The 19,136-nt window shown below is 48.6% G+C and carries 19 protein-coding genes; 13 read left to right on the plus strand and 6 right to left on the minus strand.

Annotated elements, in window-relative coordinates:
* Positions 1–3 precede the first annotated feature (3 nt).
* The 13 genes from BUB13_RS13750 (at position 4) to BUB13_RS13810 (ending at position 13,297) form a co-directional block, all read left to right on the plus strand.
* On the plus strand, positions 4–669 hold the full coding sequence (locus BUB13_RS13750) for a TrbJ/VirB5 family protein (RefSeq protein WP_072909348.1): 666 nt from the start codon (positions 4–6) through the stop codon (positions 667–669).
* Between the two features lie 12 nt (positions 670–681).
* Complete coding sequence (locus BUB13_RS13755) at positions 682–900, plus strand: EexN family lipoprotein (protein ID WP_072909349.1); 219 nt, start codon at positions 682–684, stop codon at positions 898–900.
* A 4-nt stretch (positions 901–904) separates the two neighbouring features.
* Positions 905–1,903: a TrbL/VirB6 family protein gene (locus BUB13_RS13760; protein WP_072909350.1), complete on the plus strand. Its 999-nt coding sequence runs from the start codon at positions 905–907 to the stop codon at positions 1,901–1,903.
* Between the two features lie 47 nt (positions 1,904–1,950).
* The gene (locus tag BUB13_RS13765; protein ID WP_072909351.1) at positions 1,951–2,154 is read left to right on the plus strand and encodes a hypothetical protein; all 204 of its coding nucleotides are present in this window, start codon (positions 1,951–1,953) and stop codon (positions 2,152–2,154) included.
* Complete coding sequence (locus BUB13_RS13770) at positions 2,144–2,896, plus strand: VirB8 family type IV secretion system protein (protein ID WP_084092141.1); 753 nt, start codon at positions 2,144–2,146, stop codon at positions 2,894–2,896. The genes BUB13_RS13765 and BUB13_RS13770 overlap by 11 nt, the downstream gene beginning before the upstream one ends.
* Positions 2,893–3,702, plus strand: coding sequence for a P-type conjugative transfer protein VirB9 (virB9, locus tag BUB13_RS13775; protein WP_072909352.1), 810 nt, complete (start codon positions 2,893–2,895; stop codon positions 3,700–3,702). The genes BUB13_RS13770 and virB9 overlap by 4 nt, the downstream gene beginning before the upstream one ends.
* On the plus strand, positions 3,703–4,935 hold the full coding sequence (virB10, locus tag BUB13_RS13780; protein ID WP_072909353.1) for a type IV secretion system protein VirB10: 1,233 nt from the start codon (positions 3,703–3,705) through the stop codon (positions 4,933–4,935).
* Between the two features lie 2 nt (positions 4,936–4,937).
* Positions 4,938–5,957 (plus strand): P-type DNA transfer ATPase VirB11, encoded by a 1,020-nt coding sequence (gene virB11, locus BUB13_RS13785; RefSeq protein ID WP_072909354.1) that lies wholly within the window; start codon positions 4,938–4,940, stop codon positions 5,955–5,957.
* Positions 5,923–7,797, plus strand: coding sequence for a type IV secretory system conjugative DNA transfer family protein (locus tag BUB13_RS13790; protein WP_072909355.1), 1,875 nt, complete (start codon positions 5,923–5,925; stop codon positions 7,795–7,797). The genes virB11 and BUB13_RS13790 overlap by 35 nt, the downstream gene beginning before the upstream one ends.
* A gap of 44 nt (positions 7,798–7,841) precedes the next feature.
* Positions 7,842–8,177: a TrbM/KikA/MpfK family conjugal transfer protein gene (locus BUB13_RS13795; RefSeq protein ID WP_072909356.1), complete on the plus strand. Its 336-nt coding sequence runs from the start codon at positions 7,842–7,844 to the stop codon at positions 8,175–8,177.
* Positions 8,178–8,206: 29 nt separating this feature from the next.
* A complete protein-coding gene (locus BUB13_RS13800; protein WP_072909357.1) occupies positions 8,207–9,232 on the plus strand; it encodes an LPD7 domain-containing protein in 1,026 nt (341 codons plus the stop codon).
* A gap of 334 nt (positions 9,233–9,566) precedes the next feature.
* Positions 9,567–11,987: a PocR ligand-binding domain-containing protein gene (locus BUB13_RS13805; RefSeq protein WP_072909358.1), complete on the plus strand. Its 2,421-nt coding sequence runs from the start codon at positions 9,567–9,569 to the stop codon at positions 11,985–11,987.
* Between the two features lie 596 nt (positions 11,988–12,583).
* Positions 12,584–13,297: a hypothetical protein gene (locus tag BUB13_RS13810; protein WP_072909359.1), complete on the plus strand. Its 714-nt coding sequence runs from the start codon at positions 12,584–12,586 to the stop codon at positions 13,295–13,297.
* Positions 13,298–13,358: 61 nt separating this feature from the next.
* Here the strand turns inward: BUB13_RS13810 and BUB13_RS13815 are convergent.
* From BUB13_RS13815 to mobC, 6 genes are all read right to left on the minus strand, one after another.
* Positions 13,359–14,920 (minus strand): IS3 family transposase gene (locus BUB13_RS13815; RefSeq protein WP_139249391.1). Its coding sequence is split into 2 segments (ribosomal slippage): positions 13,359–14,440 and positions 14,440–14,920, totalling 1,563 coding nucleotides; the frame shifts between segments, so codons are not numbered across the junction.
* 162 nt (positions 14,921–15,082) lie between these two features.
* Complete coding sequence (locus BUB13_RS13825) at positions 15,083–16,342, minus strand: type II toxin-antitoxin system HipA family toxin (protein WP_072909362.1); 1,260 nt, start codon at positions 16,340–16,342, stop codon at positions 15,083–15,085.
* A gap of 7 nt (positions 16,343–16,349) precedes the next feature.
* Positions 16,350–16,586 carry a helix-turn-helix domain-containing protein gene (locus BUB13_RS13830; protein ID WP_072909363.1) on the minus strand — a complete coding sequence of 79 codons (237 nt, stop codon included), beginning with the start codon at positions 16,584–16,586 and terminating at the stop codon, positions 16,350–16,352.
* Between the two features lie 160 nt (positions 16,587–16,746).
* A complete protein-coding gene (locus tag BUB13_RS13835) occupies positions 16,747–17,187 on the minus strand; it encodes a thermonuclease family protein (RefSeq protein ID WP_072909364.1) in 441 nt (146 codons plus the stop codon).
* Positions 17,184–18,176: a relaxase/mobilization nuclease domain-containing protein gene (locus BUB13_RS13840; protein ID WP_072909365.1), complete on the minus strand. Its 993-nt coding sequence runs from the start codon at positions 18,174–18,176 to the stop codon at positions 17,184–17,186. Before BUB13_RS13840 ends, BUB13_RS13835 begins: the two co-directional genes overlap by 4 nt.
* On the minus strand, positions 18,169–18,687 hold the full coding sequence (gene mobC, locus BUB13_RS13845) for a plasmid mobilization relaxosome protein MobC (RefSeq protein WP_072909366.1): 519 nt from the start codon (positions 18,685–18,687) through the stop codon (positions 18,169–18,171). The genes BUB13_RS13840 and mobC overlap by 8 nt, the downstream gene beginning before the upstream one ends.
* Positions 18,688–19,136 lie beyond the last annotated feature (449 nt).

Below are 19,136 nucleotides of genomic sequence, written 5' to 3' on the forward strand. Positions count from 1 at the left end.
GACATGAAGAAGCTCAAGGGATTTGTTAGCAGCTGCCTGCTGTTGGTCTTACTTTCTGTTAGTGCTCCCCTACCCGTTTCGGCTTCGGGGATTCCGGTTATCGACATTGCAGGCTTGGCCCAATCAATCCAGCAGCTGCTTCAGATGATTGAGCAAGTCATGGCGCTTAAAGAACAGGTCGAAACCGCTAAGAAGCAGCTCGATACTGCTAAAGACGAGCTGAGCAGCATTTCCAATGTTCGAAACATGGGCGGGATTATTGGCTCGATCTATGACAACGACATGGATGTCGATTACGAGGACGCTTTAGAGGCCGCAGACATTTTATCCTCAAATGAATTCGATTTGACCGACACAGCCGCAGAGCTTTTTGACAGGCAGAACCATGCCGCAGGCAAATGGAAAGGCCGATCCGACAAGTTTATCGATCAAGCTATCGAGCGTTTCAACGAACTCGAAAAACTAGTGCAAAAGGTTAACGCAGCCCCAGAGCAAAAGGACATCCTTGATTTGCAGGCCAGAATCCAAGCCGAGCACGCTTTGCTGCAGAACGAAGCGATAAAGCTGCAAATGATGGAATCGCAAGCAAAAGCTGAGCAGGCATTACTTACCCAAAACCAAATGCAAGAACACTTAAACCGAACCTCAACCCCTGTTACAGACTGGTAAAGGAAATTTAAAATGAAAACACTCGCACTTACTCTTATGCTTTTTGCAACCACCCTTGCAGGCTGCTCAGAAGAAAAAGCTAAAAGTGTGGATTGGTATGAAACCCACTCTAAAGAAAGAATTGCAAAGTTAAACGAGTGCGCTCAAAAAGGAACTATTTCTCAAGATTGTAAAAATGCGCAGCTTGCCACTCACAACAACAGTGCTGAGACTCCTGTAACTGATTGGTAATAGTATGCCATATATAAACGTATTCCAGAGGCTGTTTGAAAAGCTAGGAATTATTATTGATAACTATATCGTCAATACTGTAGGAGATATAATTACCTTTATTAATCCGATAGTTAATAGCCTCTTGATTATATATCTTGCACTATGGGGGATCGCCCACATAAGAGGAACTATTCAAGAACCTCTAAAGGATGGACTTGGTCGCTTTCTTCGGGTTGTTATTGTCTTATCTTTTGCTCTAAATGTTGGCATGTATAGCGGTATTATCGCTGATTTTCTGATTGGTGCCCCAGAGCAAATAAGCGGTGTCGTAACAACGGCAGCTCCTACATCAGCCCTTCTCGATGACCTTATAAATAAAGGCTTTGCACTCGGAAAAACAGCATGGGATGCAGGAGGAATTCTTGATCCATTAGAGTCTTTCGTCGGCATTATAATCTGGGTTTTTACCGTAGTTACAGTCACATATGCAGCTTTTCTTTTACTTTTTGCTAAGCTCGCAATGGTTGTTCTGCTGGCCCTTGGTCCAATATTCATTGTGTTTCTGCTGTTTTCAGCAACCCAACGGTTTTTCGAGCTTTGGCTTGGGCAGGTCTTCAACTACGCCCTTGTCCTCATCATTTCTGTTTCCCTGATCGATCTTATGTTTTTCATTTTTCAGGCGCATCTCACGAGCGTGCTGAACCAAGTTAATACATCAGGGATTCCTATAGGCATTGGAGACACAATGGCAATAGGCGCAACTGCTGCGCTGAACTTTTTGGTTCTTCGACAGGCACCCCAAATTTCTATGGCTCTTGGTGGCGGCATCGCTCTAGCAACTCAAGGCTTTATCAGCACAATAATTCAGCGAAGTCCGATGCTGTCTTGGCTTAATCGAACCACGAAAGCCACTGCAAGAGGGGCTGCAGGGGCAGTAAAAACCGGGTCTTTAGCAGCGACTGCTTCAGCCGGAAATCTGTATCGGCGCCGTTTCGGTGGCAACAGCATCACAGGTCAATAACAGAAAATTCTGTACGTATGAAAGTTCACATAGAGAGAGGGTTCTGAATGAAAAAGCTACTTACCATTTTTTTATTTTTTGGAATATGCGCCTGTGCGCCGAAGCCACCCTGCTGCAACAACAAAGCGGAAGGTATGAGGCCCATTAACCCCGAATATGTGACCACAGAACAAATGGCCGCTTGGGAGAAACAAAAACAGGATGAACACCTAGCTGCGCTGAACGACCAGGAGACATTCCATGAAAATTAAGCGTAAGAAAAAAAGCGCTCAGCAACCGAAAGCACCGGTACAAGATCCGAAACCGAAGAAATCTCTCGATCGGCAATACTTCGATGAGGCAACCGGCTGGGAAACTGACCGTATCCTTACCGCCAAGAAATCAACAAAGATTGCTTGGATCGTGGCCAGCATTGCCGTTTTTGTTGCTGTTTGTGCAGTTGGAGCTGTCGCCGCTCTCGCACCATTTAAAGAGGTCGAGCCCTTTGTTGTCCGCGTAGATAACAGCACCGGCATGGTGGATATCGTAACCGCCATGAAAGAAGGCGAAACGAGCTATGAGGAAACGATTAACAAATACTGGATTAATCAGTATGTCCTTCTGCGTGAACATTGGTTACACGCAACCTACAGGGAAGACTATTACAAAGTCGGCTTGTTCAGCGCTCCAACAGAACAAGAAGGTTATGCAGAAAGCATGAGCGCAAGAAACAATCCCAATTCTCCCCTGGTTCTTTACGGTGATGCGGCTGAAGTCAGAGTAAAGGTCAAAAACATCAGTTTCATAAATGATCTTGTAGCTATGGTTCGCTTCAGCAAAACAGTCGAGCGAGCGGGCGAGCGAAGCTTGCCGACGCATTGGATTGCCACGGTTCCCTTCACCTACATATCAGCACCCATGAAAGAGAAAGATCGCCGTATTAACCCGCTTGGTTTTCAAGTTCAGCGGGGATATAGAGTCGATCCAGAAACCGTATCGGAGAGCAGAAAATGAAAAGGACAATCATTATCCTCCTGTTTCTTCTCCCATGGACTGCTAACGCCCTGGAAATCCCAGCAGGCGGAGAATTTGATCAGCGAATTAAGTTTATCGCCTATAACCCCGCAGAGGTTGTCGGAATCATGGGGCATTACGGCTTTTCTACCCACATTGAATTTGCCCCAGGAGAGAAAATCGTAAAAATCGGAATTGGCGATCGCAAGGCCTGGGACATCAGCGAACAAAACAATCACTTGTTCTTGAAGCCTATTGCAAAGCAGCCCATTACCAACATGACGGTCTTAACCAACTATCGTGTCTATAATTTTGAGCTTAACGCGCATGCTTCTAAACGTGGAGCCCATCCGGAACCGAACGATATGTGTTTCCAGGTCAAATTTGAGTATCCGGCTTCAGCTGCCCGCGCCGCTGAGCGTGTCGCTGAAAAAGAAAAATTGCGTGACATGCTGAACCAAAACGACGAATCCCAGCCGAAAAATTTCAACTATTGGACAAAAGGGAGCAAAACTCTTTCGCCCAATAAGGCCTATGACGATAAACGCTTTACCTACCTGACCTTTGCCAACAACAAAGAGATGCCTGCCATCTACATTGAAAACCCGGACGGAACGGAAAGTCTGGTTAATTCACATGTTGAAGGGGATGTGATCATTCTCCACAAGGTGGCTGAAAAATTTGTACTGCGCAAAGGCCTGCTGGTCGCCTGTGTCTACAACCGATCATACGATGAAGACGGCGTCACCAACGAACGCGGCACGACAATCCCAGGAGTAAAACGACAAATTAAGGGGGAGATTTAAATGGACGAGAACAACCAAAATCAGCTTCCCGATAACCATGAAGTCGAAGGAGAGCGAGGCCTACCGCCAGTCAACTCCGCAAAGAGAAACAGCGCATTATCACGCATCGGTATGGTTTTCATAGGCGTTTTGGCCCTCGTTGCCATTCTTGCCGTGAATGGCGTCTTCTCGGAGGAAGAAAAAACCGCTCGCCCCGGTGATCCAGCAACCGAGGAAAGACGAAAGAAAATCGTTGCCTCAAACCTGCCGGAACTCATAGAGCCGGAGAAAAAGGTCGGGGTGCCCGCCGCTGAACCTAAACCGGAACCAGTCAGACCAAAGGTCATCAACACGGGCCTTATCGCCCCCGCGAAACCCGTGAAGCCTGTCTATAAGATCCAGAAGAAAAAGAAAGTTCTGACTCCCGAAGAACGCCGGATGCTGCCTGGAGTCTTCGCCGATCAAAGTGGCGGAAGAAAATCTCAAAACCAGATCAATACCGCCTCTACACCGAGTTACGCCGACATCATTTCAGGGCTGCCTGGTTATTCTGCTGCCGCTCCTGCACCATCAGCTCCAAGTGGGTTTGGCTCTGGACCGAAAAGCCCTAAAAGCAACCTGGATAAAAAGATGCAGCCAACGGTCATGGAAACAGTACAAGCAGCCATCCTTCCTGATCGCAACTTCTTGGTGACCCAAGGCGCTTTCATCGACTGCGCACTGGAAACAGCTATCAGCAGCGACCTCCCCGGCTTTACGAGCTGCCGGGTGACCCGTGACGTTTACAGTACCAACGGAAATGTAAAGCTGATCGATCGCGGTTCTCGTGTTGTCGGTCAGTATCAAGGGGGTTTACAGCGCGGCAAAGCTCGGATTTTCGCTCTGTGGAACAGAGTGGAGACCCCTTCCGGAGTTATTGTCTCTCTCGACTCTCCAGGCACTGACGCGCTCGGTCGATCTGGCCATGGCGGACACATCGACACACACTTCTGGGAAAGATTTGGTGGCGCAATCATGTTGAGCGTCATTGACGATCTGGGGAGTTATGCCTCCGCAAAAGCCGCTGACGGTGACACACCCATTACTGTCGGCAGTACCAGCGGAACAGCCCAGGAAGCAGCAGCAATAGCTCTCGAAAACTCGATCAATATTCCTCCCACTCTCTATAAGAACCAAGGCGAACACATCAGCATCTTTGTTGCCCGCGATCTTGATTTTAGCCCGGTCTACGACCTAGCTATGTATGAGGAATAATCATGACTCCAAGTAAAGCAGCGCCACTCCTTGAATATTTAAAACCGCTGCGCTCATACCTGGACGATCCGAACGTTACAGAAGTTTGTATCAACTCTCCTGGCCAGATCCTGACCGAAGGCCGGGAGGGGTGGAATTTCCATGAAGCTCCGGGCATGACCTTTGAGCGCTGTACTCAGCTCGCCAAGCTGATTGCAACCTTCTCACAGCAAAGCATCGACCAGCAAAACCCGATTATCTCTGCGACACTGCCTCAAGGTGAGCGGGTGCAGGTTGTTATCCCCCCTGCCGTCAGACCCGGTACGGTTAGCTTGACGATCCGGCGACCGGCCAACGTCATTATGACTCTCGATGATTACGAGAAAGCCGGTGCTTTTGAGAACGTCAAAGATACAACCTCAGACATCATGGAGCATGAAGAAACTCTCCTAGAGCTAAAAAAGCAACGCCGCTTTAAAGAATTTCTGGGACTGGCCGTTAAAGAAAAGCAGAACATCATCGTGTCCGGCTCTACCGGTTCCGGTAAAACTACGCTTATGCGTTCCCTCCTCGGCTTGGTGCCAACTGATGAGCGCCTCTTGAGTATCGAGAATGTGGACGAACTGAAACTCCACGAATCACACCCGAACAGCGTATCTCTCTTTTACAGCGCGGGCGGTCAAGGTGTCGCTAACGTCACTCAGCAACATTTGATCGAAAGCGCCCTGCGTATGAAACCGGACAGGGTTTTTCTGGCCGAGCTGATCCGGGGCGATGAGGCCTTTTATTACCTGCGCAACGTCAATAGCGGCCATCCTGGTTCTATTACCTCGATGCACGCTAACAATGCACGACTTGCTATCGAGCAGCTTGTGTTGTTCCTGAAAGAATCCGCCAGCGGTTCAACCATGAGCCGTGAAGATATTAAGCAGCTTATTTTCATGTGCGTTGACGTGATTGTTCAGATCAAAAAAATCGGTCGCAAACGCATTGTCACAGAGATCTATTATGACCCTCTCTTTAAACGACAACTCATGGCTTAAACCGCTGCTGTTTGTAGTGGTTACCCTGGTCTGTGCTGTTCTATGGGTCTACCTGACCGGCGGATTTTTTCTTGCGGTTACAGGCGGGGAATTCAAAGACGCCGACCTTATGACCGCTTACAGCTACTGGTATCACTACGCCCAGGACGAAAAAATAAGGTCATGGCTTAGCCTGTCCGCCATTTTTTCCGCGTTAGTTGCAGCGCTGCCTTTAGCGCTCCTGATCATCCCTAAACGCCGCTCTCTTTACGGCGAGGCTCGCTTTGCTACAGAGTCGGAAATCAGAAAGGCAAAGCTCAAGGCAGAGAAAGGGATTATCGTTGGCAAGAACAAAGGTCGCTATTTGATCTTTGGCGGTGAAGAGCATGTATTGATGGCCGCACCGACCCGCTCCGGCAAGGGTGTCGGTATGGCTATTCCAAACCTACTTAACTGGGCCGATAGTGTTGTCGCTCTCGATACCAAGCAAGAGCTTTGGGATATAACCTCTGGTTTCAGATCCAAGCACGGCCAGGACTGTTTTTTGTTTAATCCGGAGGCCCGCGATTACCGCTCTCATCGCTGGAACCCTCTGCACTATATTTCCGACAATCCGCACTTTCGCATTACCGATATTCAGGCGATCGCCAACATGATCTTCCCGGAGAACGACCGGGAAGCCCCGATCTGGCAAGCCTCGGCCCGCTCGTTCTTTCTCGGTATTGTTCTCTACTTGCTCGAAACAGAAGGTTTGCCGGTGTCGTTGGGTGAGGTTTTACGTCAAGCGACTTCCGGTGATGATCTGCACTTCTCAACCATCATCACAGAACGAAACGAACAAGGACAGCCCCTGTCCGGTGAATGCGTTGCCGCTTTGAGCGACTACCTTAACACCAGCGATTCAACCCGCTCTTCAATCCGCAAAACCTTCACCAGCTCCCTGGAGCTTTGGTTTAACCCGATAATCGATGCCGCGACGTCTGAGAACGATTTTGACCTACGCGATCTGCGAAAAAAGCGGCAAACAATCTATCTCGGCGTTGCTCCTGGTGCACTTGATCGGCTTGGCCCGCTGCTGAATCTTTTCTTTCAGCAGACAATCGAACTGAACACCCGCCAACTCCCGGAACAAAACCCGGAGCTAAAGCATCAAGTCTTGCTACTTATGGACGAATTTGCCGCCCTCGGACGGATAAATATATTGATGCGTGGCCTGTCCTTCATTGCCGGTTATGGGCTTCGCCTGCTGCCGATCATCCAGTCCCCTGCACAGATTCGCGAGATATACGGTGTCGATGCCGCCGAGAGCTTCATGGACAATCACGCCCTGCGCGTGATCTTTGCGCCAAAGGGCAATAAGGACGCTAAGGATATTTCCGAAACGCTCGGTGACACGACAGTTAAAGGGCGCACTCGCTCCCGCAACTTTGGTGGACGCGACAGTAAAAGCATCAGTGAATCCGATCAGCGCCGCGCCCTGCTTTTACCGCAAGAGCTGCGAGGACTGGGCCAGGACAACCAAATCATTATCGCCGAGAACTGCCCACCGATCCTCTGCCGGAAGATCCGTTATTACAAAGAAAAGACCTTTACACACCGGCTGCTCAATCCTCCAGATATTGGCAAACTTGAAATCAGAAAGAGGGACTTCCCTGGGTTTTCTATGCTAGGCAACAGCCCTGAACCAATGACCGTAGAGCGCGCGATCAAGGCAGAAGATATCGCTGAGATTGACCAGCTTGATATCGAAGACTTCTCCTGTGATTTTTCATCTGTGGAAGTCCCTACAGGGGAAATTTCCGATCAACAAATGACGAAAATCGTTGATCGCTTTTTTAACGAAATAGAAGCCAGTGTTTAAAGATTTCGTACGTACGAAATTTCTTTCACTCTAAAGGAGGCAAAATGTCGAAAAAAACGAGAAACATGATCTTACTCATTTGCGCTGTGGTGGGTTTTGGGGCTTTTGCCACAAGCAACCTCACTTATGCGAGCTCCGCTGACGATGCTTGTGCGTCTGAACTTTGCCTTTCGGACTATGAGACTGCGACTGAACACGCTCAGACCTGCAATGAACCAATAAACAACTATTTTAAGATCAAGAAAAAAAAGCATGGAGACTTTAGTGCATCGAGAACCTATAGAGAGCGCAGAAAATACCTCTACAAATGTCGGAGCGGCAACAGGCAAGTAAAAGAAGAAATCATGGCTCGGTATGGTTATCTTCCAAGCAAGCCCTAAATTCTCTGGTCACTAAAAGCGAGAAAATCATGTCAGAAGAGACGCGTCCGCCGCTTGAGTATTTCCATTGGGATAGCCCAGAGTATTACCGCTGGTATGAGTATGGCGGAAAGCCTCGGAAAACTCCCCTAGATCAAGAGCAGCTATCAGCCTTTCTGCAAAAGGAAAGAGGATATTCTGCGACCGATGCCAAACGAGCGGCGGAGCTATCAGGCGCACAACCTAAAGAGAAGGAACAAAACTCTGTAGAGGCTGTGCGCCATCTGAACAAAGAGAAAATTGCTCCTGCAGCAAAGCAGAAAAATTCCGGCAAAAATACTGCCGACCTGGAAACCGGGGCGCAACAGGTCGAGACCCAAGAGGCTGTCCCGGAGAGTTACCGAAAAAGTACGGACCTACCAGCCTCAATCCAGAAGCACTACCTGCAGGTGGGGGACAAGTTCTTCTATGACAAGCACCCCGACCAGTTAGCATTTCGGGATAAGGGGCATAAGCTCCTAACGAAATCGAGCGGGGCAATGATCGCCGCTTCTTTGATCCAGATCGCAAAAGCGAGAGGCTGGACGGAAATAAAAGTTCGTGGTTCTGATGATTTCCGCCGTAATATTTGGCTAAAGGCAAGCGAGCAGGGCCTAGAAGTCAAAGGGTATGAGCCGAAAGGATCTGATCTTGCGGTATTGGCAAAGCGGTTAAAGCCGATCGACCATACCGAACTAAAAGAAAAAGAGGCGTTGCCGGTTAAACAACCCGGCATAGAGAAAGAACAGCCGGTTGGCCATCCTGAACGATCAACCAAAGCAAAGGCTATAAGAGATTCACGGCCGGAGAAATTGGTCAAAGACTACCCGGACTTAAAAAACGAAGCCGCGACAGTCAAGATCGCTGAGAAAATCGCCGAGCGGTTCCCGAAAAAAGCCGATCAGAAGCGCTTTATGAGCCAAGTGAAAAATCGGGTCGCGGATAGGGTTGAGAAGGGCCAGCAAAGCCCGCAGATCAAAGTCCGCGAGGTTCGGCAGATGCAAAAAGCCCAAGTCTCCCAGATACAAAAACGCTGAATGTGAAGCGCTAAGTTGTAGTAGCTCAAACTTGATCTGACAGTCAGGGTCAGATTAGCTCCTGTCTCATCAGTTCAAGGAACATATGAGATCCTTTTTGAAGCAACTTATGCGAAGCGCGGATCAGCGAGAACGGGGGCGCTGATGAAGTGTTGAAAACTCCATACTTTTGAAACAAACTCTTTTCTGGAATTTAGCATTTTCATACGGGCTATTTATGCACCTCCTGAAATCTCTGCTATTATTTGACATGTTTAATCGTCTATCATCCAGGCAGTTTAAAGCATTCTTTTTCTGAGATGATCAGTTAACCCGATTGTGCGAGCAAAACTCCATGGAATATTCACTCAAAGAACTTCTAGATATTCCCAAATTACGTGACCTGTTGGATTCACTAGATGAACTCCACAGCATGCCCTCCGCCGTCATCGATATCGATGGCAACATTCTTATAGCGACGGCGTGGCAGGATATCTGCGAAAAATTCCATCGCATCAATCCGGAAACAGAAAAAAAGTGCATTGAGAGCGATCGAAGCATCGAGTCCGACCTAAACCAACAAATGCCTCAAGTTATCTATCGCTGCCCAATGGGGCTCGTCGATGCTGCGATGCCAATCGTCGTGGCAGGGAATCATCTCGGCAACGTTTTTACCGGACAGCTCTTCATCGATCCGCCGGAGGAAGCCTATTTCGCCAACCAGGCACGTCAATACGGTTTTGACGTGCCTGAATACCTGGCAGCGATGAAAAAGGTTCCCTATTTTACTGAAGAAACCCTGCGTAAGAATCTGAATTTTATTCATCGGCTTACGCTGATGCTCGCCGAGGAGGGGCTGCAGAATAAACTGTTAAGAGAGAGCGAAGATCGCTTTCGAGCGTTACATGACGCATCCTTTGGTGGGGTCATTATTCATGAAAAAGGCCTGATACTCGATTGCAATCAAAGCCTGTCGGAAATCACAGGTTTTTCCCATGATGAACTTATTGGCATGGACGGGCTTAAGCTGATCGCTCCTGATTCGCTCGATCTGGTATTAAACAATATCAAGAACGGTTATGCAGAAGCTTATGAAGTTGAAGGTGTTCGCAACGACGGCTCTATCTATCCTCTGGCAATAAGGGGCAAAAATGTGACCTACCAGGGAAGAGAGGTTCGGGTCATCGAATTTCGCGACATCAGCGAGCAAAAACAGGCCGAGAATGCTCTACAGGAGAGCGAGAAGCGTTTCCGCGAGTTGATCGAGCAATCGCCTATTGGCCTTGCCTTGTGTGCCATGGACGGTTCGCTTGTCTCGGTAAATCCTGCCTACGCTAAGATTCTCGGTTACAGCATCGAAGAGACTTTAAGGCTGACCTATTGGGACATAACGCCGAAAAAATATGCCCCGGATGAACAGCGGCAGTTACGGCAGCTGGAGGCAACCGGACACTACGGCCCCTACGAGAAGGAGTATCGTCACAAAGATGGACACCTGGTTCCGGTGCGTCTGAACGGCATGATTGTCGTCAGGGACGGTGAAAAGCACATCTGGTCCAGTGTTGAAGATATTACTGTCTTGAAAAAAGCCGAAGCAGATAAAAATGCACTGATGGAGCAATTACGCCACTCGCAAAAAATGGAGGCTATCGGCACATTGGCCGGAGGCGTTGCTCACGATTTCAACAACATTCTTTCTGCAATCCTCGGCTACACGGAACTGACCTTACGTAACCCGAACTGCGACACCAAAAGTAGAAAAAATCTTAAACACATTCTCTCCGCTGCTGAACGAGCCAGAGAACTGGTCAAGCAGATTCTCATGTATAGTCGTAAAGGCGAGAAAAACCTTGAGCTGGTTGAGCTTCACTCGGTGGTACTGGAAGCGATCAGGCTGCTGAGAAAAACCATTCCTACGACAGTTTCCATTCGGCTGGATATAGATCCAGGAACTGGAACAGTGCGGGGCGATTCGACCCAGATCCATCAGGTAGTCATGAACCTTTGTACCAATGCCTACCATTCTCTGTCGGAGCAAAGCGGCGAAATCGCAATCAAATTGGACCAGGTCGATGTTGACGCCGTTACTGCAGCGAAATATCCAAACCTGCGCCAAGGAAGATATGGGCAACTGACTGTTTCAGATAACGGCTCTGGGATGCCCCCAAAGATAATGACCCGGATTTTTGACCCGTTCTTTACGACCAAAAAGCAAGGAGAAGGGACGGGTATGGGGCTTGCCGTCACTCATGGTATTGTACAGAGCCACGATGGTGCCATCGGTGTAGAGAGCGCCGTGGGAGATGGAACAACCTTCAATGTGTTTTTCCCTCTATCCTCTGAGATTCCAAACGGCAAGAAAACTTCTTACGATGCATCGGTTAATCAACCAGGATCAGAGCACATTCTTTTGGTTGACGATGAAGCCATGCTGGTCGATTTGGGAAAAGAGACCCTTGAGTCGTTGGGCTACAGAGTGACCGCCACAACTTCCGCCAATGAAGCGCTGGAACTTTTTCAAGCCAATCCCGATAACTACGATCTGATCGTTACGGACCAAACGATGCCAGAAATGTCGGGAGATGTTTTGGCCCAAAAAGCAATGTTGATACGTACCGACCTCCCAGTGCTCATTTGTACCGGCCATAGCGCCGTGTTGAATGCCGAAAAAGCTCAGGCAATAGGTGTGAAGGCACTACTGATGAAGCCTTTGAATAGTAAAGAGCTAAACAGCGAGATACGAAAAATATTGGAATCGCCAATCGACGGCCAATAGCGGGTGTGAGGAGCATCAATCAAAATAGATTCTTCAAAGTCTATTAAATCGTGACTTAACGATTAAGCCGTTGGAGCATTTCCAGCGGCTTTCGTGTTTCAGCACTCCATAGATTTGAAACGATGAAGCAGTCAGGTCGCATTGGAATACGGAATATCTAAACCCACAAGCTGAGTCAGCCGACTGTTATCCCTGAAGATCAATGACACAAATTAAGGGAAACTCCCAGAATTGACCGACTGCAATAATTCCGCTACATTGGCTAGTGTCTTTCACATGTAGGTTTCTGAGAACCAGGGGGAAACATTGAACAATATTGACAAGCCATCCGCAGTCGCGCAGATGGCTTTTTCATATCCTTTAATATCTCTTTGTTTGGGGGCAGGGTGATCGAATTATCGTCAGCTTATAGAGCTTCCCGTAGAAATACCTCGTTAATATGTGGTGTTGGACTCGCTTGGTCAGCGGCCCAATTCGACATTACAAACACATCAATCGGCATTTTGGAGAACGTAAACCTAGAAGGGGCGTCACTTCAGGTTGTTTTCTCAATATTGTGCGTTTATTCAATGACGAGATGTACAATTGAGTACATGATGCAGAATAATGATGTCAGACGATGGAATTTGGCAAATCTAGACTACATAATTACTCTCTACATAGCCCGCTTAACAATTTTTGTTTTGGCGGCATCATTTGTCAGCAGATCGAGTAAGTTAGTTCTGTTTTTGACAGGTAGTTTTGTTGGGCTGATTATTGGATATTTTATAATTTCAGTGCTGTTGATGTTCGTAATTTTGATTATTAGATTCGCCCTAATGTCCCTCACTGGAAAAAGGTCCACCGGTTCTCCCGTTCCGATTATTTGGAGTTCCGAGGCTTGGGGGTTTCTTATTGCTGGCCTTTTATATATTGCTTTTTTTACCTTGTCAGGCTTCTCAGTTATTAACCCTCTTGGTTTTGCTGGGCCAGAATTTTCCCAAATCGGCCAACTACCGTTGGCGTTCTTTGCAGTCATTTGTTTATTGATCGTTATAAGCTTCTTTTTGGATCTGCGTTTTTTGAGGATGGTTTTTGCTTATGTGCCTTTTACCATTGAAGACAGCTACACAGATGCAGAAGGGATTACCCATTATGAGGTTGGGCCAAATCCAGATCATCCTGATTATGAGAAAAGGATGAAAGAAGGAGAAGTTGAACAGGCGAGACTTAATAAATGGAAGGAAAAATTAGAAGACAATCAAGGGGAAAATGAAGGACAACCTGAAAGAGATAAAGAAAAGGACAAATCTTCCAAATCACCCCTTTAAAAACGCAAAAACCCCCACGAGCAAACCGGCGGGTGTCAAGGTAGTTGTCGCCTCGATCTTTTCAAGCAGCTTCTGATTTCAGGCCCTCTTCGGAGGGCCGTTTTCGTTCAGGATTTAGTCGAACGATTTCTATTGGTGTCCAGTTGCGGGTATGCCTTGCCCAGCGCTCTGGATTCTTTTCCCGCGCCTGCTCATAAACGTTCTTACGGTTCTTCAGCTTTGCAGTGTCTTGCCCATAATGCCGATCATCCGGTGTTACGAAGCGGATCTCGCTGTGTAGGTGCTCGGTATTGTACCAGTGAACAAAGGCATCAACCCATTTCTGGGCATCCTGCTCTGTAGCAAACGGCCGAGAGGGATACTCTGGTCGATATTTCAAGGTTCTGAACAGCGACTCGGAGAACGGATTATCGTTGCTGACTCCAGGCCGACTGAATGATGGAACCACGCCGAGTCGCTGGAGTGTTGCGAGCATCGTTGAACCCTTCATTGGACTCCCATTGTCGGAGTGCAGGGTTAAACTTTTCGGATCAACACCGTGCCGGTGGAATGCTTCAACAAAAAGTAGAGCACTGTTCTGGCCAGACTCTTTGGGGAACACAGTTGCCGCAATAATCTTGCGGCTCCAGACATCCAGGATCAGATAGAGATAAAAGAACTGACCTCTGATTGAGGAGCGCAAATAAGTAATATCCCAGGACCACACCTGACACGGCCCAGTTGCCGTTTTCTCTTTTGGACGTCGGTGTGTGGCCGGGCGACTCCGTTGCCGGTGAGTGAGCTGATTCGTCGCCCTCAAGATCCGGTAAAAGGTCGATTCCGAAGCGATATATTGGCCTTGATCAGCCAAACGGGGAACAATCTGCTTAGGGGACATCTCCCGATACACCGGAGAGTTTGCCACTGACAGGACCAGTTGCCGTTCTTCGGGGCTCAGCTTGTTTGCTGGTACGGTCAACGGGCCATGCCGCCCGTCATCCTTCTGCAAACGCCAGCGCTGAATGGTCCGAGCCGTCAGCCCCAGAATCCGGGCAGCAGGGTTCAGTCTGGAGCCCTGAGCAACAGCATCATCGATCAATTCAAGAACCCGTTGTCGCTCTAACTGCCCGTGCCGTCGTCCTCGTCCCCCCAGATTTCCTGGGCTTTTTTTTTGAGAACCAGCAGAGCCGCCGTTTCAGCCAAGGCTTTTTCTTTGAGTCTGAGATCTTTTTGCAGCTTTCGGACGCGCTCGCTTTCTAAGGCTTTATTCTTGTTTTGCACCGGAACCGGCTTCAGCCCATCCAGCATTTGTTCGCGCCATTGCTGCAAATGGGTCTGATGCAGCCCCTTGTTGCGCAAAAACGCACCCAACTCTGCATCGGGCAAAGAGGCTGCTTCTAAAACCGCCGCCAGTTTCTCTTCGGGACTCCAGTCTTGTGGTCGTTTCATCTTACTCGGTTTTGGTAAGCAAAGTGGTTCAGCATCTGGTTCGGCAGACCCGCTTTCTACCGTAGCGGCATCTTTCAACCATCTGTAAATAGAAGCACGAGAAGCATCGAACTCTTTTATCAGGTCTTCAAGAGAAAGAGCATTGGGGCCGGTCGCCTTCTGAATCACCATGGCCCGATACGCTTTAGAATACATGTTCCTCCAACCTGCCCCCAGTGATTTGTTTTGGAGTTCAGTTAGAGGCGACAACTATGCTGACACAGGGGGAAACAAGGTCTCAAAAATAGTAAGTTTTGAAGAAAATTAGTTACGACTAAATCCGACACTGTCTGTCAGGTCAGGTTCAGACTTTTACAGCTAAGTCTTGATTTGCCTCAATGCAATCTCTGCCCTATTGGTAATTTGGTCGACTATTGCCTGATAGATGGGGTGTTCGCCATAGCACTCACTCATTTCCCTGGCAATCCTGCGAGCTGCTACCGGGATTTTTTCAGCCATCTTCTGAACTGTTGTTACGACAGGCTTTGAAGACCCTTCGCCGATATCTTTTGAGAATTGTTCCCAGACGCTAAGAGAAAGCTCTTTCGGCTCAAATGCACCGCCAATACTCATTGCAAAACGACTGGGCAGGCTATATACGCCGACGCAGACAAGGTCATAGAACGGGGCAAGTGAAGGAGCCAAGCCGCCGTCATAGATCAGCGAAATATTTTTACTATGGCAGTCGTAATTACAAATCAGGCAGTTAAATACGGTTAGGTTGATGAGCTTAATTTTGTCGGCAAGAGGGTTTTTGAAAGTCTTTACCAGATTAAAGCAGTCCCTATGCCCAGGCCCTCCATTTTCTTCATACTTCTCCCTGTATGAATAGCCGAGGGCTTGGCAAAAATCTTCCTGATGAATCCTAACGACCCTGCCCTCCTCATCAAATGCCCTGTCGTATCGCTCAATGATATAGGCATTATCTTGGCCATTTAAGATGAAGACTTCCGGCACATCCAGTCCCATCTCTTTTGCGAGGGACATGCAAAATGCCTCGTTTTCGACCAGACCATCCCATTTGAAATGTTGTGGTTTAAGGATGTGGGTGCTGGGGGCTCCATCTAGCGGCAGGTAGAGTTCGCCGTCTTTTACCATGACGGGCAGTTTGTCTTGTACGCCGGCCAAGGACAGGCGGGTTGACTCTTCGGGACCGAGAAAAGAAAGGTCCATAATAAAAGCTTCTTCGAAGAGCTTTTTCTTATCGTTCCCCGAGAGGTGCCGATACTCGTGGCGACTCCCCTGGGATAAGTGAAGCTGCTCCTCTGAATATAAAGAGATTGCTCCGGCGCAGTCGCCTGCTAAAGCGGCAAGTAACGCAAAATCATCTTCAGCGGACACGCGATATTTATTGGCGATGTGATCTCGGAATTGGCCCTCAGGCAGTAAGTTAGAGAAGAATGGCTTTGTTTCTTTGGCCGTAAAAGGTTCTCCTTGGAGAGGCAGAGAATGAGAGAGAGGGCTTGGCGACTCCTGTGCAAGCCATGCCGGATCGTAACAAAAAAAGTAGGACTCGCCCTCTCTTGAGAGGGTCCCCACTTTTTGAGTGTCTCTATAAGCAAATAATTTATCGATCATTTACTCTTCACTCTCTGGTGCTCGCGTACAGGTCAACACCAACTGTATGGAGCAAAAAAAGGACCTTCCCGATTTCAGCAGTGGCCTTCCCTCTTTCAACCTCAGAAATAAATCTTATGCTCAGACCACAATGCTGTGACACCTGCTCAAGTGTCAGTCCCTGGGACTTTCTTTTTTTCCGGAGGATTCTTCCGATCTCGAAAGTGTCCTTTATGGGCTCATTATTGGGGCCGACGAATGGCATCAACTCATCCTTAATATCTACTGGCTGACGATTTATTTCACGTTCGGGAAAATACTAACAGGTGTCCCGGTACCAAGCAAGAAAGTTTTCCCGTACAGGACATTTTCAAAGAAGGGAAGACAAATCAGGCTAATTTGTACCGTACGGGAAATAAACTCATTTACCACTCCAGCTTTGTTCCTCCGTGATATGGCTTTGCCAGTCCTGAATCAAGCAAAGCCTGAGATAAGCTCTGACCGTCATAATAAACATCAGCGACAATCCGAAAATATTTCCCCCGCCGCATGTTGCGCAGCTCGACCGTTTTTGCCGATCTCAGCCGCTCGACGACGAACTGTTTTGCCTGTTGGGCCAGTTTTTTGATCTCTGGCCGCTTATCCCTCATTTCCGGAGTATCGATCTTATCTACACGAATTCCGACTCTTTCCCCGATGATCGGTGGCCATTCTTTGATCGTGCACCTGAAGGTATCGCCATCGTAGACGCTGGTGATTTCATCGACAAAGATCGATCCAAAGACCTTGTCTTTGATGCTGGCGGCAAAGGAGGAGGACGAAACCATCAGAATCAGCAACAAGGTTAGGGTGAGTTTCAGTTTCATCGTTTCAGCTCCGGTTTCGGTTGGTTTTTATTGCGGGCTTGCTGTGGCGTCTGAGTCTGACGCACTTGCCCCGCAATCTTTGCCTGGATCTCATGCCGCTCGGTCTGCAAGGGCGGCATCGTCTTCACGAACTTCATGACGTCTTCTGCAAGCGTTTGATCCTCAGCGTTCGAACTTTTTGCCAGTTCCTTTGCGACAGTCAGCCAGCCCTGCCTTATGCCTGTTTGACGTTCCTTGATTCTGCTCTCCCAGGGCCTGCTCTCTTTGACGCCTTCTTTGAGCTCCGTGATTGCAGCCCGAACCTTGGCTTGATCAACCTCTGACCGCACACCTCTTTTGCGCATTGATTGAATTGCCTGTTTAACCGACTTCTTTACCACCCCACGAGGAGCACGAGACGTTGCTTCTGCCTTGACGCCATGCTTCCGCAATTGTTTGGCAAAAGCCTCGCGCCAGATCTGAGGATCTCCTTTTTTGACGTGCAACCGCGTCCCATCATAGCCAAGGTTTTTGACAGTTAAATGCACGTGGGGATGCTTCTCGTCCTGGTGCTGGACAAAAAGATACTGGTGATTTTCAGCAAAAGTCTTTTGTGCAAACTCCCGCGCAGCATCCTTTACCGCTGCTGCGTTTGTTCCAGGCGGCATCGAGAGCACGATATTGGTACTGTCGCGCGTGTTCTTTTTTCGTCGACCAGCGTCCAGCATCCATTCTTCTGCGACCTCTGCAACATCTGCCCGTCCGTCGATAATTTCACCACGCTCGTTCTCTGCCTCGAGCTCTCCCTTTCGGGTTATATAATCAAGGTGGGTTTTCAGGTGTGCTTCGCCCTTCGTGTTGCCGGTGATTTTGACCATGACCTCCGGCCTACGTTTCACGACCCGTTCGACTCTCTGTCGAATGATATTCAGATCTCTCGGCTTCTGACGGCTGAGCTTTGGATCGCCTTCTAGAATCCCCTCTGCCAGGCCGAATGCTTTATCACTCATCGTCAACGCTCCAACGGTTCAAACTTTGATCAATCAGCCTGAAAACCTGTTTTTTGTGAACAGCAAAGCTATCTGCTATCGCTTTTATCTCTGCTCGTTTGATCCGACTCTCATCACGAAAGTCTGCATTTATAGCGCGGGCGATCTGGTTCAGGTTGCGGCCGATCGCAGCGATCTCTCTGTTTGATTCTCTGAGCACGTCTATTTCGCTTGTAGAGAAGCTTGGTTGACGAAAGAGAACAGTCCTGACCAAGCCGACAATCCAGGCGGTGTGTTTACTGAACCCATCTGCCCGGCTCCGTTGTATCAGTCGATTGAACTCCTGTTCGGTGAAGCTGATGGTCGTTCTGTTGTTGCGTTCAATTTTTTCTTCAGAATCAACAACCGCTGCATCTGTCGCTTGGTTGATCATTTGGCGTAACAGTTCCGTTTCGGTCATGCCTTGGCTTTTGGCGAGGTTCCGGAAGGCTGTTTTCTGCTCTTTATCGACTTCGGCTTTGATGATCGGCATTTTCTTTTTCGCCTTGAATGAATTCCCTTGTGGGGAGGGGGAAGAGCTGAAAAAATACTAGATGTACTTTTTTATGCTGTCAAGCGAATCCTGCACTATTACCCCCTCCCCACTAAATTTTCGTACATACGAAAATTTTCCGCCTCCCCTGCCCCAAATGGGCGTGGGAGGTCGGGGGCCGTTATGGTCCACGAGTTTGTCGCGGGCTGGACCTTGCCGAGCTTTTGACGGCTGCAAATTCTTTGCATCCGGCCAGGGCCATCCACAATCAAACGAACCGCAAACAGATACCCACAAAGAGCCGGGGGAGCCTTTACGCGCCACCTTGGCGCGGCTCCCCCTGGTTCGCTTCGCTCACACTCTTCATGGATATCTGCGGTTCTACTCGCTTCCGCTCGTTTGGTTGTGGATGGCCCGGCACTCCTGCCCCCACGGGCAGGTAAAAACCA

Source organism: Malonomonas rubra DSM 5091 (assembly GCF_900142125.1).
Classification (GTDB): domain Bacteria; phylum Desulfobacterota; class Desulfuromonadia; order Desulfuromonadales; family Geopsychrobacteraceae; genus Malonomonas; species Malonomonas rubra.